The sequence below is a fragment of the Myxococcus sp. CA051A genome (genome assembly GCF_013336705.1).
In the GTDB taxonomy this organism is placed as follows: domain Bacteria; phylum Myxococcota; class Myxococcia; order Myxococcales; family Myxococcaceae; genus Myxococcus; species Myxococcus llanfairpwllgwyngyllgogerychwyrndrobwllllantysiliogogogochensis.
Map to the genome: position 1 here is coordinate 62,445 of NZ_JABUMS010000008.1, position 20,334 is coordinate 82,778.

Here is a 20,334-nt window from a genome sequence, read left to right on the forward strand (position 1 = left end):
GACGAAGTAGCGCCCGACCTCGCCTCGGATAAACGGGCGCGCGTCACACACACTGTTTCACCCCGGAAACAATCAGGAGCCCGCGGCCCCCGGGCTGAACGCGATATGCCGTCAGCGGAGGTGGAAGATGGACAGGTTCACGGCGATGGAGGCCTTCGTCCGCGTGGTGGAGAGCGGCACCTTCACCAAGGCGGCAGACGCGCTGGGCCGCCCGAAGACAGCGGTGACCCGGCTCATCCAGCAACTGGAGGCGCAGCTGCGTGTGAAGCTGCTGCACCGCACCACGCGCCGCGTGACTGTCACGCCGGAGGGCATGACCTATTACCACCAGGCCTTGCGCCTGCTCGGGGAGGTGCGGGAACTCGAAGCCACGCTGTCCCAGTCACGGCGCGGCCCCCGGGGACGCCTGCGCGTGGAGTCGAGCGGAACCATTTCCCGGCTGCTGCTCGTCCCCGCGCTGCCGTCGTTCTACGCGCGCTACCCGCAGATGCACATCGAGCTGGGGGTGAGCGACCGCGTCGTGGACCTGCTCGCGGACAATGTCGACTGCGCCATTCGCGGAGGGGGCGTGAAGGATGAGTCCCTGGTGGCGCGACACCTGGGAGACCTCTGCTATTGGCTGTGCGCGTCGCCCAAGTATGTGGAGCGTCACGGTGCGCCAGGCCACCCGCGAGAGCTGGCGGGCCCGACGCACGCGGTGGTCAGCTACTTCTCGTCGCTGAGTGGCAAGGAGCTCCCCTTCGTCTTCCTCCGCGACGGGGAGCGGCTGGAGGTCCAGGGCCGCAGCCTGCTCACACTCAACGAAACCAACGCGTACCTGGCCGCCGGACTGGCCGGCCTCGGTGTCATGTTCGCGCCCCGCTTCGTGGTGGAGCCGTACGTCGCCACCGGGGAGCTGGTGCAGGTGCTGGAGGATTGGCGGCCTGAAGCCCGGCCCCTGTTCCTGGTCTACCCACCCGCACGCGCGCGGGGCGCCGGGCCGCGGGTCTTCATCGAATGGACGATGGAGCTGTTCGCGAGCCGGCCGGACCTGTGGCGCCATGAAGGGTAGCCGTCCGAGAGCGCGTCGCTACTCGAAGACGGAGAGCTGTCCCAGCGAGCGAAGCTCTCCCGTCGTATCCCTCGGGGTGGCTCGCACGCGGACGTGCGACACGGACGTCGTGCCCGTGAGGTCCACTTCCATGAAGAGCCGCACGCCAGCGCCGCCGAGCAGGTTGGCCAGGGGCAGCCACTGGGTGCCGTCGGCGCTGCCCTCCAGCAACAGCTCGGTCATGGTGCCGGACACCTCGAAGTTGCGCAGCACGGCCTTGCGCGGAACCACGGGCCGCGAGAGCTGCACGGCGACCTCCCGGACTCCTTGCTGGAAGAGCACGAGCCCGCTGAGGTCGCCGTTGGTGATGCGGCAGGGCGTCTCCGCGTTCAGGTAGGTACACGCCGCGCCACGGCTCACCGGGACGAGCGCGCGGCGAGGCAGCGCCACGAAGTTGCTGGAGTAGGAGAGGCCGACCGTCACGCCCCCCGCATTCGCCTCGCGCTCGACGCTGATGGAGGCCTTGAGTCCTTGGACGTCCTCGAGGACGGAGTCGCTCAGGTGGACCGGCGAGGTGACCTTGGGGACCTGCCAGGCCGCCCTGAGGGAGGTGGTGTGAACGGAGAGCACGTGGTCGTCGTCCCCCGCGCCGTGGGTGGCGGACAGGGGCCGGAAGCCCACACCCACGCCCTGCGCTTCCCCGGTGGCCGTCAGCGTGCCGGTCCACTCCTGGAGGGTGGGCAGCGCCACCCCTGACTGCTGGATGAGGAAGAAGGCCGAGAGGCTCCTTCCCTGGGACTGCTCGGGCGAGCGGGCGACGAAGCAGCGCGCGATGCTCCCGTTGCGGGTGTCCGCGCCCAGCAGGTCGAGTTCGAAGGTGCCATCAGCCCGGGTCTTCACCGACTTCCAGCTCGACGTGAAGCCCGCGAACGCGCACGAGGAGTTCTCGCTGCGGTAGAGCTTCAACAGCGCTTCCGGGAGCGGTGCGCCGGCCTCGTCGATGAATCGCCCACTCAGGGCGATCTCCTGGTCCGCATCCACCTTGCTCTCGGTACAGCCCCCCAGCATCACCAGCACACCCAGGGACAACGTGCGCGTCCATCGCATGAGAACCTCCTTCACTTGTGAGCCGCGCTGCCAGTGCAAGACTGGTGCACGGCCCGGCTCCCTCTGAGGACGCGAGCCCGGGCCTGTCCTTTCCGGACAAGGCCGTCGTGGCGCGACCCTTACGCGGGTGCCACCGCCACTTCGCAGTGCCCTCGAACCCGCCACGGCGACGGGCGTCAGGGTGGCTCGGGAACTCCAGCCGCTTGGAGGGGCACGACAAGAAAAGCAGGGGTGTGTCGATCTCCCAGTGGGTCATTCGTCGCCAGGGTGAAGCAGCGAACCGAACCCAATAGGGAGGGCACCACCCGATGGCTACCGCGAAGAAGTCCGCGCCCCGAAAGGCGGCGATGAAGAACTCCACCTCGAAGACCGCCACGTCGAAGAAGAACGAAGCGCCCAAGAAGGTCGCGCCCCCGAAGAAGGCCCCCACGGCGCGCAAGTCCTCGTCGAAGGACAGGTCCGAGCGCCCCGTACCGAAGCTCGCGCCGGCGCAGGTCACCCCCCAGACGTCATCGGCGCAGGGGTCGGCGGTGGACGCCTTTGTCGCCAGGATGGAGGGCTGGCAGCAGGACATCGTGCGCCCGCTCGCGGCGCTCATCGCGAAGGAGTCGCCCGGCGCATCGGCCTACATCAAGTGGGGGCACCCCGTGTGGGACCATGCGGGCCCCTTCGCGCTGGTGAAGGCGGCCAAGGCGCATGTCACCCTCGGGTTCTGGCGTGGCGGGCAGATGCGCGATGCGGACGGCATCCTGGAGGGTGACAGCGACGGGATGCGGTACGTGAGAATCCAGTCGGGCCAGCGGCTCCCGGCTTCGCTCGCGGCGCTGGTGCACGAGGCCGTGGCGCTCAACCAGAAGCACGGCGACCCGCTGAAGCGCTGAGCGCCGGAATGACGGTCCATCCAGTCGCCTCGACAGCTCCCTCCTGGGCCCCTTCAAGAGGCGCTGGCCAGGAGGGAGGAATCGAGGCGGGGGTCCCGCGCTCGCTCCGCGCTACTTCTTCGCGGCCTTCCCCTTCATCACCTTCTTGCCCAGGACGACGAGCAGGACCAGCACGGCTCCGGCGCCCAGACCCACCGCGGCATTGAGCAGCATGGGGGCAAGCCCCCCCAGGATGCGGCCCACACCCGGCACGGTGGTGACCCAATCGGTGAAGGACGTCTCCGCGTGGTGCAGGAGGGAGACGCCGTGCACGAGGATGCCGCCGCCCACCAGGAACATGGCCGCCGTCCCCGCCACGGAGAGGAACTTCATCAACCACGGCGCGGCGCGGAGGATGCCCGCGCCCAGGCCGCGCTGGAAGGCCCCGGACTGGCGGCTGAGATACAGCCCCGCGTCGTCCAGCTTCACGATTCCCGCCACGAGCCCGTACACGCCCACGGTCATGATGAGGGCGATGCCCACCAGGACCGAGACGCGGGTGGCGAAGCTCACCGTCGCCACGGTGCCCAGCGTGATGGCGATGATTTCCGCGGAGAGGATGAAGTCGGTGCGCACCGCGCCCTTGATTTTGTCCTTCTCCAGCGCCACCAGGTCCACGCTCGGGTTCACCAGTGCCTCGCGCAGCTCGGCGCGGTGCGCGGTGTCCTCCTCCTCGCTGTGGAGGAACTTGTGCGCGAGCTTCTCGAAGCCCTCGAAGCAGAGGAAGGCGCCGCCCACCATCAGCAGGGGGGTCACCAGCCAGGGCGCCAGCGCGCTGATGGCCAGCGCCGCGGGGACCAGGATGGCCTTGTTAACCAGCGAGCCCTTCGCCACCGCCCACACCACCGGCAGCTCGCGGTCCGCGTTCACGCCCGTCACCTGCTGAGCGTTGAGCGCCAGGTCGTCTCCGAGCACACCCGCCGTCTTCTTCGCCGCCACCTTCGTCAGGATGGAGACGTCATCCAGGATGGTCGCGATATCGTCGATGAGCGCAATCAGACTGCTGCCTGCCATGGAGTTCTTTCGGGCTGGAGGGTGAAAAGTCGCTGTGCGGTCAGCGCGGATTAGCACAGGGCGGCGCTCGGGGCACGGCCTCGGACGGTCGCCTGCCCCATGGAGCCCTCCGGAGGTCGGGGCACCGGTTCACGGCACTTCGGCTTGACTATTATTATTCGCGAGTAATAACAGCGTCCATGAACGCGGATGAAGGACTCGTGGCCCTTGGGTTCACCGAGGTCGAGGCGCGGGTGTATTGCGAGCTGCTCAAGGGAGCGCCCGCCACCGGGTACCGGCTCGCGCAGGCGCTGGGGAAGGCGCCTCCGAGCATCTACCAGGCGCTCGCCTCGCTCGAACACAAGGGGGCCGTGCTCGTCGAAGAGGGTGAGCCCCGCTCCTTCCGGCCCGTGCCTCCAGACGAGGTGCTCGCGGCGCTCCAGCGGGGCTTCGAGACGCGCAGCCGCGAAGCCGCGAACGCGCTGCGCAAGCTCCACGCCCCGGTGCAGGACGACCGCATCTACCACCTCAAGAGCACCGCGCAGGTGATGGAGCGCGCACGGACGATGATCGCCGGCGCCACCGAGCGGCTGCTCTTCGACCTCTTCCCTCCCCCCTTCGCGTCCCTCACCCAGGCGCTCACCGAAGCGAGCTCCCGGCGCGTGGCCATCGCGGGGCTCGTCTACGACGAGACTCCCAAGGTGCCCTTCGACTGCGTGCGCTCGTCCGAGGCGGACTTCGTGCGGGAGCGCTGGCCGGGCGCGCAGCTCACGCTCGTGGTCGATGCCCGCGAGTTCCTGGTGGCGCTGCTCACCCCGGATGGCACCGGCGTCAAGCAGGCCATCTGGAGCGACAGCGGCTATCTCTCCTGCCTGCAGCACAGCGGGCTGTCCGCGGAGGTCCGGCTGAACGCGCCCCAGTCCGCGCGCGCACGGCTGGCGCGGTCCTTCTCCCTCATTGCCTCGAGCCCACCCGGCCTGCGCCAGCTCGTGGGCCAGACCTCTTCCACTTCCAAGCGCGGAGACACTCCATGAGATTCCTCCTCCCGGGCCTGATGGCCCTGACCCTCGTGCTCACTCCCGTCGCATCCAGGGCGGACGCGCTGCGGTCGCTCGTCGACAAGCACCTCGCATGGCGTGGCGGGGACGCCTTCACGCGACTGGAGAGCATCCACGCCCAGGGGAAGACGGCGACGGGCGGGCTCCAGGGCCCGATGGAGTCCTGGAGACATCGGGACGGACGCGTCCGCATGAACGCGGATTATGGCGTGGTGCGCGAAGCGATGGCCGTCACCCCCAAGGGCGGCTGGAAGGTGAACACCAGCGGCCAGGTCGAAGACGCGTCACCCACCGACGCGCGCGATGCGCTGCACCGGGTGGCGCTCGACTTCGGAACGGCGCTGCGGGGCGGTGCCGGAGCAAAGCTCGCCCTGCAACCCGACGCGCAGCGCGACGGCCGCACCTGGAAGGTGGTGCGCGTCACGTTCGGCGACGAAGACCTCTATGACCTGTTCCTCCATGACGCCGACGGGGCCCTCCACGGCGTGCTCATCCGCGAGGACAACGTCACCCGCTTCGTGCGGCTGGGAGACTGGCGTCAGGTGCAGGGCGTGCGCATGCCCTTCCTGGAGGAGGAGCTCACCGACAACCCGGACTCCGACTCGCGGACGGTGGTGGAGACGCTGGAGCTGAACGTGCCCATTCCGCCCGCCGTCCTCGAACGGCCCGAGGACGTGCGCAAGGCGACCTTCGCGAACGGCCGACACAGCACGGGCTTCATCCCCTTCGAGTTCTTCAACGAGAACCGCGTCTACATTCCGGCCCAGGTGAACGGCCGCGCGACGCAGGTGCTGCTGGACAGCGGCGCCGAGATGACGGTCGTCGACACGGCGTATGCCCGCGAGCTGGGGCTGAAGACGCAGGGGCAGCTCGCGGCGGTCGGCAGCGGCGGACAGGCGCAGGCCCAGTTCGCCGGCGGCGTGGACATCACCGTGGGCAACCTGCGACTGACGGGGTTGACGGTCGCCGTCATCGACCTGGCGGAGGTCGCGCGGCATCTCGGTCACTCGCTTCCCGTCATCCTGGGCAAGGAGGCCTTCAACCAGCTCGTCGTGGACGTGGACTTCCCCAACCGGCGCGTCGCCTTCCACGAGCCGCGAAGCTTCAAGGCCCCGCCGCGAGCGGTGCGCATCCCCCTGGTCGAGTCCGCGGGCGGGCAGCGCGCGGTCCAGCTCTCCATCGAGGACCGGCCCGCCATCGAGGTGCTGTTCGACGTGGGCAATGGAGGGGCGCTCTCGCTCTTCCCCTCATACTGGCAGCAGGCGGGGCTGCTCGCGGGACGGCGCAGCTCCAAGACGCTGTCCGGCGCGGTGGGCGGCATGCGGGAGCGAGACGTGGCGACGCTGAAGCACATCCAGTTCGCGGGCGTCACCCTGAAGAACGTGCCCACGGTGTTCGACGACGCGGGCAAGAGCATGTCCGCCTCGGACCGGGTCATGGGCAACGTGGGGCTCGACGTCCTCGGACGCTTCCGGATGATTACGGACTATTCGACGGACACGCTGATGCTGGTCCCCGATGCCCGCGCGCTGCGGCAGCCGTTCCGCAAGGACCGGTCCGGACTGATTGCCCTCCCCTCGGAGGGTCGGCTCGTGGTGAAGCTGGTCGCCCCCGGGAGCCCCGCCGCGGCCGCGGGCTGGAAGCCCGGCGAGGAGATTGTCGCCATCGATGGACAGGCCATCGGGCCCGACTACTCCAGCACGCAGCTGTCGCGCTGGCGGTATCGCGCCGCGGGCCAGACGGTGGTGCTCACGATGAAGGACGGCGGCAAGCGCAAGCTCACCCTGGGCGACTATTTCTAGAAGGCGGACGCGCCCGCGGTGGCGACGGCATGGTCCTGGTCGCCGGAGCCACCGCTGACGCCGACGGCGCCCACGACCTTGCCGTTCTTCTTCAGCGGGACACCGCCCGCGAAAATCATCACCTTGCCGTCGTTGGACGCGTGGATGCCATAGAACGGCCCCCCCGGCTGGGAGTGCTTCGCCAGCTCCTGCGTGGTGATGTCGAAGGCCCGCGAGGTGAAGGCCTTCTTGATGGAGATGTCCACGCTGCCCAGCCACGCCCCATCCATGCGCACATGCGCGACCAGATTGCCGCCTTCGTCGGCGACGGCGATGTTCATGGGTTGACCCAGCTCCTGGGCCTTCTTCTCGGCTGCGGCGATGATGCGACGAGCGTCTTCCAGACGGACCATGGGGAACTCCTGTGCCCCCGTCTCCAATGGAAGACAAGGCCGCGCTCGCGCACGCTCGTGGGAGTGTTCTGGACGCAATGAGGGTGGACGGAAGTTGTTCCGCCAGGCGACGAAAGTGGGAGTCCGCGAATCCCCCGGGTATGCTGCGGGCGTGGCAAAGCCTGGAGAGCAACGGGACATGTGTGGGACGAGCCTCCCGGACCGCCGGCGCCCGCGTTCAAAGGCAGGTCCGGTGCCATGACGCTCGCGACTGAGTTGGGGATGCTCGGCCGGTACCGGCTGCGCTCGCGGCTGGCGAGTGGAGGGATGGCGGAGCTGTTCCTCGCGGTGCTCCCCGGGGCCGAGGGCTTCGAGAAGCCCGTGGTCATCAAGCGCATGTTGCCGAGGCTCGCCGCGCAGGAGACCTACCGGCAGATGTTCGCTCAGGAGGCCCGGCTCATGGCCACCTTCGGGCACGCACATGTCGTCTCCGCGCTGGACTTCGGCGTGGAGCAGGACAGCCCCTACCTGGTGCTGGAGTACGTGGATGGCGTGGACCTGGGGCGCGTCCTGGGCGCGAGGCGCACGTTGCCGCCACCGCTGGTGCGCTATGTGGGACTGAGCCTGCTGCATGCGTTGGAGCACGTGCATGGCTTGCGAGACGCGCGGGGCGAGCTGCTCGGCATCGTCCATCGGGACATCAGCCCGGCCAACGTGCTGCTCGGCCGCACCGGGGATGTGAAGCTGACGGACTTCGGTATCGCCAAGGGGCTGCGGACGCCCTCGCACACCGCGCCGGGCAGCACGCGAGGCAGGCTCCGCTACATGTCCCCCGAGCAGGTCCAGGGAGGTCCGCTGGATGGCCGCGCGGACCTCTTCTCGCTCGCGGTGCTCCTTTACGAGGCGGTGGTGGGACAGGGTCCGTTCTCCGCCACCAATGACGCGCAGCTGCTGCTCGCCGTGCGTGACGCGCGCCTGGCGCCCACCGAGGACCTGCGGCGCACGGCCGGCCCCGCCCTGGCGGACGTGCTGCTTCGAGCCCTGCGACGTCACCCCTCGGAGCGCTATGCCACCGCGGGAGAGATGGCGCGGGCGCTGGCGGCCGTGGACGGCACGGGGGAGAGCGAGCAGCCCTGGCGCGTGGCGGAGGTGGTGGCGGAGACGCTCACCTCGGAGGGCACGGCGCCCGCCGCCTCTCGGGGGGCCGGAAACCGCGGTCCGTTCTCGGCGGCCCTGCTCGAGCTGCGCGAGGACGATTCATGAAGCGGCGGGTCCATCGGGCGTCGGACAGGCTCCGCGCCATGACGAGGGGATGAGCGCGAGCATGTCAGAGCATACCGAGGTCATCTCCCCCCAGGACACGCCAGGTGGGCTGTCTGTCCGCCGAGTGCGACTCCAGGTCTCCACGGGCCCGGACACGAACATCGAGGTGTCCTCATCCTCGGAGAGGCTCACCATCGGCAGCGCGCCCGGAAACGATTTGGTGCTGAGCGACCCCACCGTGTCCCGCTTCCACGCCGAGCTCGAGCGGAAGCCTGGCGGCTACCGGTTGCGAGACCTGGAGAGCACCAACGGCACGCGGGTGGACCACGTCCGGGTGACGGACGCCTTCGTGGTGGATGGCTCCACGCTGGCCTTCGGCAACACCACGGTGCGCTTCACGTGGGTGGCCGAGCAGGACGTGGTGCCGCTCCACTCCGAGCCACACTTTGGCAAGCTGGTCGGCGAGGGCGCGGTGATGCGGGCCTTGTTCGCGCGGCTCGCGCGGCTGGCCGTCACGGATGCCACCGTGCTCATCGAAGGAGAGAGCGGCACGGGAAAGGAGCTCGTGGCGGAGGCGCTCCATCAACGGAGCCCTCGCGCCTCCGGCCCCTTCGTGGTGGTGGACTGCGGCTCCATTCCCCCGGAGCTGGTGGAGAGCGAGCTGTTCGGCCATGAGAAGGGCTCCTTCACTGGCGCCACCCACGAGCGGCGCGGGGCCTTCGAGGCCGCCCATGGAGGGACGCTCTTCCTCGACGAGATTGGCGAGCTCCCCCTGGCGGTGCAGCCCCGGCTGCTGCGCGCCCTGGAGCGCCGACAGGTCAAGCGCGTGGGCGCGGATGCCTTCCGGCCCGTGGACGTGCGCTTCGTGGCCGCCACCCATCGGGACCTGCGCGCGGGAGTCAACCGGGGGGAGTTCCGGGAGGACCTCTACTTCCGCCTCGCGGTGGGCATGGTGAGCGTGCCCCCGCTGCGGGCCCACCTGGAGGACCTCTCGCTGCTGCTCCGACATCTGTGGGAGGAGACCTTCCGCTCGCTCGGGCTGCCGCCGCGACCGTACACGCCCCCGGGCGCGGAGACGCTTCGCCAGCTCATGTCCCTTCCCTGGCGAGGCAATGTGCGCGAGCTGCGCAACTTCGTGGAGCGCAGCGTGGCCATGTCCGGAGCGCTGGACGCGGCGTTTGTCCAGGGCACTCCCACGCCGGGCTCCGTGCCGAGCCTTCCCTCGGTGCGCGTGGATCTTTCGTACAAGGATGCAAAGGAAGCCTGGCTGGACCACTTCGAGGAGACCTACCTGCGCCAGCGTTTGAACTCCGCGGGCGGCAATGTGAGTCAGATGGCGCGCGAAGCCGAAGTGGACCGGGCCCACGTCATCAAGCTCTTGCGCAAACACGCGGTGCGCTGAGGCACATGCCAGGAATGTCCGCGTGCTAACCTCTCGCCCCACGATGCCGCGGTGCTCGAGGTGCCAGAGCGAGTATGCAGAGGGAGTTGTCTACTGCGCCCAGGATGGCGAGGCATTGCTGCCCATGGTGCTCGAGGGGCGCTACCGGCTCCTGTCTCTCCTGGGTGAAGGGGCCATGGGAGTGGTCTACCTGGCCGAGCACATGGGGCTGGGAAAGCGCGTGGCGGTGAAGGTGCTGCGGGGTGAGCTGTCGCGCGATGCGACCTTCTGTCGTCGCTTCGAGCTGGAAGCCATTGCCGCCAGCCAGATTGGTCACGAGAACATCGTCGACGTGACGGACCTGGGGCGCACCGCCCAGGGCGAGCTGTTCTACGTGATGGAGTTGTTGGACGGCCAGAGCCTGGGCACGCTGCTGCGGCGTGAGCGCGTCCTGCCGTTGGCGAGGGCGGTTCCCATTCTCGTGCAGGTGTGCCGGGCGTTGGAGGCGGCGCATGCGCGCGGAATCATCCATCGCGATGTGAAGTCGCAGAACGTGATGCTGGTGTCGCGCGGAGGGAGGCCGGACTTCGTCAAGGTGGTGGACTTCGGCATCTCCAAGATGAACCACCTGGAGGGCGAGAAGCTCACGCAGACGGGCGCCATCCTCGGCACCGCGGACTACATGGCCCCCGAGCAGGTGTCGGGCGGCGCGGTGGACGCGCACGCGGACGTCTACGCGGTGGGCGCGCTCACCTACAAGCTGCTCACCGGCACGCCGCCCTTCCATGGGGAGAACTCCTTCGCCACCATGCTTCAGCACCTGGAAGCGACGGTGGAGCCCCCCGGCCAGCGGCGCCCGGAACTGGGCCTGCCCGCCGAAGTGGATGCGCTGGTGCTGCGGGCGCTCGCCAAGGAGCCGCATGCGCGTCCCTCCATGGCGCGATTCCGCGAGGCGTTGGAGGCGCTCGCCTCGGGGCACCTGCCGGGCGGGGTGGTGACGGCACGGGCCACGACACCCTTCCCCACTCCCATCGCCAGGTCGGCACCGGTCTCCATGAGCCCGGCGGTGACGCCCCCTCGCGCCTCGCCCTCGAAGCGAGGCGTACGGTGGGGGGTGGCGGGTGGCGTGCTGACCTTGCTCATCGTCCTGGCCGGACTGCTCTCTGAACGCGAGCCTCCGGCGACAGCCCAGGTGGCCGCGTCCCCTGCCCCCGTGCGGACTCCGACTCCAGCGCCCCGGCTTCGCGTGTCCATCGTCTCCGAGCCCCCGGGCGCCACGGTGAGCGCGAAGGGACAGGTCCTCGGGACGACGCCGCTGGAGCTGGACCGTTCGGATGACGGAGGACCGTGGGTTCTCTCGCTCGCGGGGCATGCTCCAGCCTCCGTGGAATTCCTGCCGCCGAGCGGGCGGGTGGAAGTGACGTTGACGAAGCTGCCCGCGCCGCGTGTCCCGAAACCGCCCGCCTCCGAGTTGAAGAAGGTGCGGGAGCTCAAGCCCAACCCCTTTTGAGACGATGATGATCCGCCCCCCCCGAGCCACGTCTCCCCTCCTCCTCGCGCTGGTGCTGACCCTGACGGGCACGACGGCGGTCGCAGCCAATGCCGCCGCTCGGACCGAGGCGCGTCGCGCCTTCGAGCGAGGAACCCGCCTCTACGACGAGGCCCGCTACGCAGAGGCAGCCACTGCCTTCGAGCAGGCGTATCGCCGGGTGCCCAACGGCGTGGTCCTCTACAACCTGGGCCAGTGCTACGAGAAGCTCGGTGAGCTGGACAAGGCGCTGACCTCCTATCGCGAGTACCTGCGGCTGGTGCCCAAGGCAAAGGACCGCGAGGGCGTCCAGAACCGCATCACCAACCTGGAGACGCGGCTCGAGGCGGCGCGTCGGCCTCGGGTGACGGTGGACAGCGAGCCCTCGGGAGCCCAGGTGCTCCTGGATGGTCAGGCCCGCGGGCAGACCCCTTGGAGCGAGCCGGTGGAGGTGGGCGCGCATGAGCTGGAGCTGACCCTGCCGGACCACCTGTCCCTGAAGCGGGGGCTGGAAGTGCGCGCGGGCGAGCCCATCCAGCTTCGACTGGTGCTCGCGCCGACGCCGGTGATGGCCGCCGCCCCCGTGCCCGACATCGTGCCCGTCGTCACGGAGGAAGCCCCTTCGCGAGGGCGGACCTGGACCTGGGTGGCCGCTGGGGCCACGGGGGCCGCGACGGTGGGGGCGGTGATACTCGGGAGCATCGCGCGCGCCGATGCCCGGGAGCTGACCACCCGTCCGCACGACGGGGCCGACGTCCGGCGACTGCGAGACTCAGCGCAAGGCAAGTCACGCGCGGCGAACATCCTCTATGGCGTGGCGGGCGTGGCCGCGGCCACGAGCGTCACCCTCTTCTTCATCGAAGGGAGCTTCTGACATGCGCGCGACCTGGATGCTGCTGGGTGTGCTGTGGCTGGGCTGCTCCGTGACGCTCACGCCGGTGCCCTGTCAGGACGACCTCCACTGCCTCGAATCGCAGCACTGCGGGGCAGAGGCAGTGTGCGTGGAGGGCGCGCGGACAGCGCAGATGCTGAGAGAGTCCTGCCTCGCGGCGATACAGAGCGTCGCCGTCCACGCGAACGAGTGCCTCGGCGGGTCCGTGGAGGATTTTGAGCGGATGTTGGGCCCGACAGACGTGTGCAAGTCGGTCGAGGCGAGCGTGGCGGAGGGGCGACAGGTGTTCCGGCCCGAGAAGTTTGGCGCCTGCGTGCGCGCCCTCCGGGAGAGGCCCTGTGGGCAGATGAACCCTGAGTGGCTGCGGAACAACAAGGGGGAGCGGAACCTCGAGGCATTCGCTCAGGGAACACTGCTGGAGGGATGCCCCGCATTCGAGGCCCAAGTGACCGCGGGAGGCTCGTGTGCCAACACCGCCGACTGCCAGGGCGGGTGGTGCAGAGTTACGGAGGCGTGTCCCGGCGTGTGCCAGGCGTTCATCCCCCTCAGCGGGGCGTGTACCAACCAGGACCGGTGTCAGAAGGGCTCATCCTGCTCGGGACAGTTCTGTGTCAGCGATGCAAAGCAGGGCGAGCGCTGCGGCGCGGGGACCCAGTGTTCGCCGGACTCGGAAACACAGTGCGAGAATGGCCTGTGCATCGAGCGGAGGAAGGAGGGCCCGTGCGAGAACGATGAGCAGTGCGCACTGCGATATCAATGCGTGAGGACCATACCGAGCCTGCGCGACCGCTCTCCCAAGGAGTGCAGGGCCGCGAAGGCTCTGGGTGAGACCTGTGAGCCGGGCGCTGGGGACTGCGCGCCGCTCTCCACTTGCGACGCAGTCTCCGGGACCTGTCGCTCATTGCCGGTCCTGGGCGAGCAGTGTGGTCCCATCAACGGCACGGACGATTACGCCGACTGTCTGCAATCCAGCTGCGCGGCCGGCCTCCCCCCCAAGTGCGCACCCATCGCCCCGACGAACGGTAGGTGTGGGAGCAAGAGCTTGGAGTGTGGCCCTACCGCAGCGTGCCGGAACACTTACTGCATTCCCCAGTGGTGTGGCTGAGCTCCAGGAGCACCGCGCTCACGAGCCCGGGACCGCTCATGATGTTCGGGTGATTGAGCAGCGCCGGCGCGGTTGCTATACCCGCCCGTGGCCTTCGTGCGCAGACACGACGCCCGTAGGAGCCAGCCGGATGAGCACCACCAAATCCGCAGATGAGTGAGCCGCGGCGACACGTCAACCGTTGCCGCGGCCCTCTGTCCCAGCTCATCCCGGTACCCGTGGAGAGGCAGAGCGCCGCCAGATGTTCCTCATTTGTGCGGATGCAATCGTGCCTGACCCTAAAACCCTGTCGTGGAAGCACTCGGTGCCAGCAGCGCTGTGGCTGATGGCCCCGTTCGACCTCCTGGCCTCACTGGCCATGGACATCTACCTCCCCGTGGTTCCGGCGATGACCGGAATCCTCAACACCTCCCCCGCCATCATCCAGCTCACGCTGAGCCTCTACATGGCTGTGCTCGGGCTCGGTCAGGTGGTGTTCGGCCCGGTCTCGGACCGCATCGGCCGGCGTCCAGTCCTGCTGGGAGGTGCGCTGTTGTTCGCGACCGCCTCGTTCCTGCTCGCGGGCACGTCCGATGCCGCGATGTTCGTCAGCCTGCGGCTCCTGCAAGCCGTGGGGGCGGCGGCGGCCCTCGTCGCCACGTTCGCGACGGTCCGTGATGTCTATGCGGACCGACCCGAGAGCGCGGTCATCTACAGCCTGTTCAGCGCCATGCTGGCCTTCGTGCCCGCGCTCGGTCCCATCGCAGGGGCCTTGCTCGCCAAACAGCTGGGATGGCGAGCCATCTTCATCACGCTCGGCATCCTGGCGGCGGCGGCCCTGCTGAACGCCTTTCCGAGATGGCACGAGACGCGCCCCTCCGGCGGGACACACCACCGCGTGGCGTTCCGGCCCATCCTGCGCAGCACAGCGTTCTGGACGTACACGCTGGGCTTCAGCGCGGCCATGGGCGCATTCTTCGTCTTCTTCTCCACGGCGCCTCGCGTCCTCATCGGACGGGCAGGCTTCTCGGAGCTCGGGTTCAGCCTGGCCTTCGCCACCGCTGCGCTCGCGATGATTCTCACGACACGCTTCGCGAAGCGCTTCGTGGCGACCTGGGGGCTCGAAGGAAGCCTCACCCGCGGCATGCTCCTGTTGTTGCTCGGCGCGGCGTTGCTGACAGCCGGGCAGCTCCTCGCGGCCCCGTCCTTCTGGACGTTCGTCGTGCCGATGTGGGTCATCGCGGCCGGTATCGTGTTCGCCGCGTCCGTCACCGCCAATGGCGCACTCCAGGCCTTTGGCGCCATGGCGGGAACTGCGGTCGCGCTCTACTTCTGCATCCAGAGCCTCATCGTCGGCGTCCTCGGTACGCTGATGGTTGTCCTGCTCGACGGCGACACCGCGTGGCCGCTGGTGGGGTACGCCTCGGTCATGGCCCTGGCGACGTTGACCGCCCTGCGGCACCTCCGACAGCGGCAGCACACCCAGGAGGAGCCGGTGTCAGCGACGAGGCCCGACACGCCCTGAGCAGGGAGCCCAGGGTTCCCCAACAAATTCAGGGGCCACCTCTGTCAGGCGAGTCCCTGATTCGTTCATGAACTTCTGACCCAGGCTGGCCGCGTCGCGAAGGCACGCCCCTTCCGGCGCGGCCGGCTTCCGTCGTGCCCGCGCGGGACGGAAGCCGCGCGGAGAGCGGCCATGGGCAGAGTGGTTCTGTCAGTCGGCGCGGAGACTGAGCGCCGAGCCGCCGCGGCAGCAGCGAGCGACCTTGCGCCTACCGCGCCGAGTGTGTCGCCACCAGACGTGCGCGCCACTTCAGCAAGTCGTCGAACTCTCCCGCCAGGGCCTCGTCACTCCAGCAGCGACGCGTCGCGGGGCCCAAGGGCGGCTCTATCCGCGCGGCCGGGGCAATGCCCTCCAGCACCACGGCCATGGTGACATCCGCATAGCTGAAGCGCCCGAGCAGGTACTCACCGCCCGACGCGCGCAACCCGGCGCGGGTTCGCTCCAGCGCCTGTCGCAGCGAGCCCGGGACCACCAGATGCCGATACTTGCGGTCGAGTCGACGCGCGGCATCGCGTGCGACAAAACGCAGGGGGCGGCGCAGCGGCCGGGGCAGCACCGAGGCGGCGGCTTCGTCGAGCGCCTCCGGGTCGGCCAACACGGAGCGCACCACGCGCGTCCGCGCCTCCGCGAGCGCCGCTTCACTCAATTCATTCCAGGGGGCAATCACCTCGAAGTCACCCAGCCGCCCATCCCCGGCCCATTGCGCCGCATAACGGGCGATGTCCCAGGAACCGCGCACGACCTGCGCACCAGCCAGCAGCACCGGCACCGACACCTTGCCCGACCATTGCCGCATGCGCCAACGCAGCGCCGGCTCGCTCAGCGTCGGCGTGTACTCCCGATACACGAACGCAACGCCGCAATGCTCCAGGGCCCAGCGTGCCTTCTGGGTCCAGGGCGAGAACGCTTCGCCGAACAGGATGGTCGATTGCGACATGGCAGGGCTCCGTCTACGCAGGCACTCCAACGCCGGAGAGTCTCACCCGCCTCCGCGCCGGAGGACAGCGGGAGTCAGCCCAGTGAGTCGGCGAAAGACGGTGGTGAAGTGGCTCTGCGAGCTGAAGCCCACCTCCAGCGCGATGTCCCCGAGGGAGCGGGAGGTGCGAAGCAACAACTCGCGGGCCCGCTCCACCCGCCGCTGCTGCACGAAGGCGTGCGGCGTCATCCCCGTGGACTGCCGGAAGGCACGGGTGAAGTAGAAGACGCTCAGCCCCGAGCGCTGGGCCAGCTCCTCCACGCGAATCGTCCGCGCGAGGTGCGCCTCGATGAACAACTGCACGCGATGGAGCGCGGCGGCGGAGAGTCCTCCACGCCGCCGCGCCGCCCTGGAGCCTCCGGGGGCCTGGAGCAGCTTCGCCACACGGGACGCATGGCGGTCCTGGACCGCCCGTGCCGAGGTCAGGAAGCCCGCGATGACCTTCAGGTCCGCATCCGGAAGGGACGACATCAGCTGGAACCCCTCCGTGCGAAAGGGTCCCCAGAGGGTCTCAATCCATTCGCGCGCGTGTCCCGTGAGCACCAGCCGCGTGCCACTTCCCGCCGACTCCCGTCGCACATAGCCCGCGAGTTCCAGCCGCGCCACGTCTGTTCCCCGAGCGACGGCGCTCAAGGGCGTGGGCCCGCCGAAGTGCAATTGCGCCAGACACACCAGCTCCGCGCGGCCAAGCGCGAGCACTTCCCCGACGGCCGCGTCGAACTCCGCGGTGGCCTCCTGGAAGCGGACGATGTCGGCGCCAATCTGCTCGAGGAGGGAGTGTCGGGGACCCATGAGGAACACCGCAGGAATCAGAAAAACAGCACAAGGGCACGAAAGACGCTCGCGGGCCCCGGACGCATCCTGCCCGCATGATGAACCTGAAGCCTTCGGCGGCGGAAATCTTCCTGTGGCTCTTCGTGCTCAACCTGGGCGTCTCCCTCGGCGCGGGGCTCTATGAGCACCGCATCGTGCTTCCCCGATGGCTCGACGCCACGGGCGCGCACTGGTTCGCGGAGGCGGCGCGCCAGGACAACGTGGGGCTGCGCTTCTGGGCCTTCGTCAGCACGGGACCACTGACGCTGCTCACCCTGGCGAGCCTCTTCTTCGCCACGCGCGCCACGGGGCCGCTGCGCACCTGGTGGCTCGCGGCCGCCGTGGTGGCGCTCGTGGACAGGCTCCTCACCTTCTCTTACTTCATCCCCACGATGATGCGGCTGATGCAGGCGTCAGACACGTCGGCGTCCGTGGAGAGCGCTGTGCTCTGGGCCCGGCTGAACCACCTTCGCCACCTCCTGGTCGCGGGCGCCTGGTTCGCCTCGCTCCAGACCCTGTCATGGCTCAGGCTGCAAGGAGGGAGGTGACAGCCATCAACGTGCGGGCAACGAACCCATGGGGGACTCGTTCCTCCAGGACGCAGCCGCGTTCCGCTGGCACGCCGGAGCTGCCGCGCACTGGCATCCCCACACAACCCAAGCGAGACGCCCGCCGGCCCGGCGCCTGCCTTGCAATAGACATACGGCATGATGCCGCGCCCCGCATTGCTCCCTGGTGCTCCTTCCCTACCCCGGGCCAGCAAACCGCACATCCGCCGGGCTGAACCCAGGGATGGAGACGCGATGTACCGGTTGGAGCTGGCCTCCATCCACTCCGCCTGGCGTGAGTACTACGACGGCACCCAGATACGAGCCTGGTGCCAGGCGCTCCATCCGACGTACCGCCGCGACGCGCAGTCCGTCCGCGAGTTGCTCGTCGCGGAGCAGGAGGGCCGGGTGGTTGCCTTTGGCCAGCTCCATCCCCGCAGGGCCCGTATCGAGGCGCTGTATGCCGCGCCCGGCCACATGCGGCGAGGCCTGGGGCAAAGCCTCTTGCGAAGCCTGGAACGCACCGCCTGGGATTTGGGCATGGAGGCCCTGGACGTCACCGCGTCTCTGTGCGCCGTCCCCTTCTACCGAGCCGCGGGATATGTCGAACAGGGTCCCTGGGAATTCGAGTTCGACGAGGTCCGGGTTCCCGCCCTCCTGATGAAGAAGCACAGGCCGTCTCCCCACCCACTCTCCTTCAGGAGGAGCCCATGGACCTGACGCATTACTGCGTGCTCTGCAAGCGCAACGTCGTCGACTTCCGGGGCGACCCATGCGAGCCCTGCAAGCGAAACCTCTGCATCTCGTGCCACTTGTTCCGTCGAGAATCCGAGGACGGGCTCTGCATGGGTTGTGGGAAGAAGTCGAACAGCTCTCGTGGCGGGCCGAGCCCGCAATCGAACCTGCTGATCTTCGGTCAGGCGCCGTCGCTCTGCTCCAACTGCAAGGGGCCCATTTCGTTCGATGATGGCTGGTGTTCTGATTGCGGCTTCAAGGTCGATCAGCCCACGCCCAATGACACCGTGCAAGGGCCCCGCACCCTCTCGCTGGAGCTCGTCCTCTCGCTGATTGATCGATGGATCAACACCTATGACTTCTGGAAGGGTTACGAACTCCAGTCGTTCGAATTGACGAGGAAATACCTTGAGTCGCACTCCTGCGACCTCGCCGTCGTGGTCGACTGTCTGCTGAAAACGCTCGCGCGTCCCATCCCCTTCAGCAACAAGCAGGGCGAGCTGGAGATATTCCATCTGGCGCTGCGCAAGGTCACCCTCCTCGCGCAGACGCAGGGGCTCCTGAGCGTCAGCCCGAATGACTTCGACCTGCTGTTCCGGCGAATCTTCCTGGACCGCCTGCACACGCTGACGTACCTGCTCAAGCTCCACGAGAACGGGGCCTCTCCCCCGTCGTCCTCGACGACGCAGTCCATCAGCCTGTTGGACAAATGGCGCGTCGAGCAGCGCAAGGTGTGGACGAAAACAATCCAGGAGAAGATCTACCAGGACTACATCTTCATGCACGGGAAAGCCTACACGCTCGCCATGGAGAAACTGAAGCAGCAGCGCGTGCTGGCGGTGTCGTGCGGTTCGCTGCCGGCGACCCTCATCGAGCTGAGCGAGTGCAACCTCTTCTTCGTCATTCAAGAGTTGAATACGAAGCTCCCGCCCAAGGAGGGGGCCTGCGTCACCAAGGAGAAGTTCTATCAATTGCTGTACAGCGGGGAGATCTACGCGGAGTCAGGGTACTCGGCCTGGAAGATCGACCCCATCGAGGTCAAGAAGACCTATACCCGCCTGTCCGAGGAGGAGGACACACGGGAAATCGTCCTGACGTGCGCGGAGTGGATGCTCTACGAGCACTTCATCAAGCTGCCGATGTACTTCAAGCACGGCACCGAGACCGAGGCCATCAAGAGCAGTCACTCGCTGATGTCACCGACGGTCGGCAACCAGAGCGCGAAGTACACCAGCAAGACGATGGACGCCAAGTTCGGCCACATCGACTACGTGTTCGGCCGACTGGAGTTCACGTACAACGCCATGACGGGCGGCTCTCGCTACGGCGACATCGTCCTGTGCATGAACTTCGATGAGATCGGGCCGGAGCTGTGCATCTCGCTTCATGACCAGGGCATCCCCTTCGACAACGAGAACACCCACAAGAGCATCTTGTACGGTGAGCAGGTCAGGGTGATCGAATTCAGGGAAAAACACTGCAGCGAGTGGACCCAGGTCTACGGCAAGACAAAACACTACAACTGCTTCCTCTTCGAGGTGTTCTACGGGAACTGGGGCTGCCGGGCGGCGCTCGCGCTCTCCCTCATTCGCGAACTGCGCCGCTATCAAGGCAAGGTCGACCTGCTCGGGAAGCTCATCAGCGACCTGTCAGTCGCTTCCGCCACGCTCGAGAGTCCGGAGGATGCCTCCGTGCTCACCCTCCTCCACAAGACCCTCAAGACGTTCTTCCGCACCGAAATTCGGGTGCCGTGCATCCTGAGCCTCGAAGAGCCGACGGTCGTGACGATCTTCGACCAGACGGTCGATACGAACTCCCAACAGCGAAGCGCGCAAAGCACCTGGGCGGAAGCCAGGGCGCTCCCGTTCGTGGATTATGGCCCCGTGATGTCGGTCGAACGCCTCACCTTCTGCATCCTGCGAATCTCACAGATCAACCTCGAGGAAGCGGGCTTCGACTTCGCGAAGCAGGTCCAGCCAAAGTTCCACCTGTTGAAGGACCTTTGCGAGAAGGCGGCGCGAGGCGGGAACGTCTCATTGCTCGACGTGCAGAGCTACTTCAAGCCCTACAAGGGGAAGCTGGACAAGCTGGACGGCAAGAAGAAGGTCAAGAAGACAAACAAGCAGACCTTCCTCATGAATTGCGACGCCCTATGCGGGGTGATTCATCGGATGTTGCAGACCATTGCGGGAATCGCACTGACGGGCCGCAGCAACCTGCTCACGCCTCCGGAACTGCGCTCGAAGTTCTCCTTCCAGTGAGGCGTGTC

17 protein-coding genes are annotated in these 20,334 nt (G+C 68.0%); 12 read left to right on the forward strand and 5 right to left on the reverse strand.

Features of this window, described 5'->3' with window-relative positions; translation table 11 throughout:
* Positions 1-127 precede the first annotated feature (127 nt).
* Entirely contained in the window at positions 128-1,051 is a 924-nt protein-coding gene (locus HUA74_RS23160; RefSeq protein WP_174456283.1) for a LysR family transcriptional regulator, read from the forward strand.
* A gap of 18 nt (positions 1,052-1,069) precedes the next feature.
* On the opposite strand, the gene HUA74_RS23165 is transcribed toward HUA74_RS23160, so the two are convergent.
* Positions 1,070-2,137 (reverse strand): hypothetical protein, encoded by a 1,068-nt coding sequence (locus HUA74_RS23165; protein WP_254614796.1) that lies wholly within the window; start codon positions 2,135-2,137, stop codon positions 1,070-1,072.
* A gap of 308 nt (positions 2,138-2,445) precedes the next feature.
* On the opposite strand from HUA74_RS23165, the gene HUA74_RS23170 reads away from it, so the two are divergent.
* Positions 2,446-3,018, forward strand: coding sequence for a DUF1801 domain-containing protein (locus HUA74_RS23170; protein WP_174456284.1), 573 nt, complete (start codon positions 2,446-2,448; stop codon positions 3,016-3,018).
* A gap of 111 nt (positions 3,019-3,129) precedes the next feature.
* Here HUA74_RS23170 and HUA74_RS23175 read toward each other — a convergent pair whose 3' ends face one another.
* Positions 3,130-4,071, reverse strand: a complete 942-nt coding sequence (locus HUA74_RS23175) for a DUF808 domain-containing protein (protein WP_174456285.1) — start codon at positions 4,069-4,071, stop codon at positions 3,130-3,132.
* A 179-nt stretch (positions 4,072-4,250) separates the two neighbouring features.
* Between HUA74_RS23175 and HUA74_RS23180 the strand changes: the two genes are divergently transcribed.
* Both HUA74_RS23180 and HUA74_RS23185 read left to right on the forward strand, forming a co-directional pair.
* Positions 4,251-5,084 (forward strand): TrmB family transcriptional regulator, encoded by an 834-nt coding sequence (locus HUA74_RS23180; protein ID WP_141640312.1) that lies wholly within the window; start codon positions 4,251-4,253, stop codon positions 5,082-5,084.
* Complete coding sequence (locus HUA74_RS23185) at positions 5,081-6,910, forward strand: retropepsin-like aspartic protease (protein WP_174456286.1); 1,830 nt, start codon at positions 5,081-5,083, stop codon at positions 6,908-6,910. The genes HUA74_RS23180 and HUA74_RS23185 overlap by 4 nt, the downstream gene beginning before the upstream one ends.
* On the opposite strand, the gene HUA74_RS23190 is transcribed toward HUA74_RS23185, so the two are convergent.
* Positions 6,907-7,302 (reverse strand): heme-binding protein, encoded by a 396-nt coding sequence (locus HUA74_RS23190; protein ID WP_141640314.1) that lies wholly within the window; start codon positions 7,300-7,302, stop codon positions 6,907-6,909. The two genes, HUA74_RS23185 and HUA74_RS23190, sit on opposite strands and share 4 nt — an antisense overlap.
* A 237-nt stretch (positions 7,303-7,539) precedes the next feature.
* On the opposite strand from HUA74_RS23190, the gene HUA74_RS23195 reads away from it, so the two are divergent.
* The 5 genes from HUA74_RS23195 to cml all read left to right on the forward strand — a co-directional run bounded on the left by HUA74_RS23195 (position 7,540) and on the right by cml (position 14,954).
* On the forward strand, positions 7,540-8,544 hold the full coding sequence (locus HUA74_RS23195; RefSeq protein WP_174456287.1) for a serine/threonine-protein kinase: 1,005 nt from the start codon (positions 7,540-7,542) through the stop codon (positions 8,542-8,544).
* Between the two features lie 61 nt (positions 8,545-8,605).
* The gene (locus HUA74_RS23200; RefSeq protein WP_174456288.1) at positions 8,606-9,946 is read left to right on the forward strand and encodes a sigma 54-interacting transcriptional regulator; all 1,341 of its coding nucleotides are present in this window, start codon (positions 8,606-8,608) and stop codon (positions 9,944-9,946) included.
* Positions 9,947-10,070: 124 nt separating this feature from the next.
* The gene (locus tag HUA74_RS23205) at positions 10,071-11,435 is read left to right on the forward strand and encodes a serine/threonine-protein kinase (protein WP_254625223.1); all 1,365 of its coding nucleotides are present in this window, start codon (positions 10,071-10,073) and stop codon (positions 11,433-11,435) included.
* Positions 11,436-11,439: 4 nt separating this feature from the next.
* The gene (locus HUA74_RS23210) at positions 11,440-12,327 is read left to right on the forward strand and encodes a tetratricopeptide repeat protein (RefSeq protein WP_174456290.1); all 888 of its coding nucleotides are present in this window, start codon (positions 11,440-11,442) and stop codon (positions 12,325-12,327) included.
* Between the two features lie 1,364 nt (positions 12,328-13,691).
* Positions 13,692-14,954, forward strand: coding sequence for a CmlA/FloR family chloramphenicol efflux MFS transporter (gene cml / locus HUA74_RS23215; protein WP_174456291.1), 1,263 nt, complete (start codon positions 13,692-13,694; stop codon positions 14,952-14,954).
* Between the two features lie 247 nt (positions 14,955-15,201).
* Here the strand turns inward: cml and HUA74_RS23220 are convergent, their stop codons facing one another.
* Together HUA74_RS23220 and HUA74_RS23225 are read right to left on the reverse strand one after the other, a co-directional pair.
* Entirely contained in the window at positions 15,202-15,930 is a 729-nt protein-coding gene (locus tag HUA74_RS23220) for a glutathione S-transferase family protein (protein WP_174456292.1), read from the reverse strand.
* A 42-nt stretch (positions 15,931-15,972) separates the two neighbouring features.
* A complete protein-coding gene (locus HUA74_RS23225; protein WP_174456293.1) occupies positions 15,973-16,761 on the reverse strand; it encodes an AraC family transcriptional regulator in 789 nt (262 codons plus the stop codon).
* A 77-nt stretch (positions 16,762-16,838) separates the two neighbouring features.
* On the opposite strand from HUA74_RS23225, the gene HUA74_RS23230 reads away from it, so the two are divergent.
* From HUA74_RS23230 to HUA74_RS23240, 3 genes are all read left to right on the forward strand, one after another.
* Entirely contained in the window at positions 16,839-17,330 is a 492-nt protein-coding gene (locus HUA74_RS23230; protein ID WP_174456294.1) for a DUF1772 domain-containing protein, read from the forward strand.
* Between the two features lie 255 nt (positions 17,331-17,585).
* Entirely contained in the window at positions 17,586-18,050 is a 465-nt protein-coding gene (locus tag HUA74_RS23235; RefSeq protein ID WP_174456295.1) for a GNAT family N-acetyltransferase, read from the forward strand.
* Positions 18,041-20,326: a hypothetical protein gene (locus HUA74_RS23240; protein ID WP_174456296.1), complete on the forward strand. Its 2,286-nt coding sequence runs from the start codon at positions 18,041-18,043 to the stop codon at positions 20,324-20,326. The genes HUA74_RS23235 and HUA74_RS23240 overlap by 10 nt, the downstream gene beginning before the upstream one ends.
* The last annotated feature ends 8 nt before the right edge of the window (positions 20,327-20,334 follow it).